Genomic DNA, 272 nt, shown 5'->3' with positions numbered 1-272 from the left:
ATTCTGTACAGGGCAATCAAACTAACCAGACAGTTCCAAGTTCTGCAACGGATGCTGCTGATACAAGTAATTCTGATAGCTTAGATTCCAATTCTGGGCAGGGCAATCTATCTAAGCAGACAGTTCCAAGTTCTGCAACGGATGCTGCTGATACAAGTAATTTTGATTGCTTAGATTCCAATTCTGTACAGGGCAATCAAACTAACCAGACAGTTCCAAGTTCTGCAACGGATGCTGCTGATACAAGTAATTCTGATAGCTTAGATTCCAAT

General features: G+C 41.2%; 1 protein-coding gene. It reads left to right on the top strand.

From position 1 onward, the window contains the following. Window positions 1-272: hypothetical protein (locus MZO40_RS17195; RefSeq protein WP_252133498.1), on the top strand; the 272-nt coding region annotated here is incomplete at both ends.

Origin of the sequence: Lactiplantibacillus sp. B652, assembly GCF_023806745.1 — a bacterium.
Taxonomy (GTDB): Bacteria; Bacillota; Bacilli; order Lactobacillales; family Lactobacillaceae; genus Lactiplantibacillus; species Lactiplantibacillus pentosus.
Note: the sequence above shows the minus strand (reverse complement) of the source record. Positions and strands in the feature narration are given on the sequence as shown.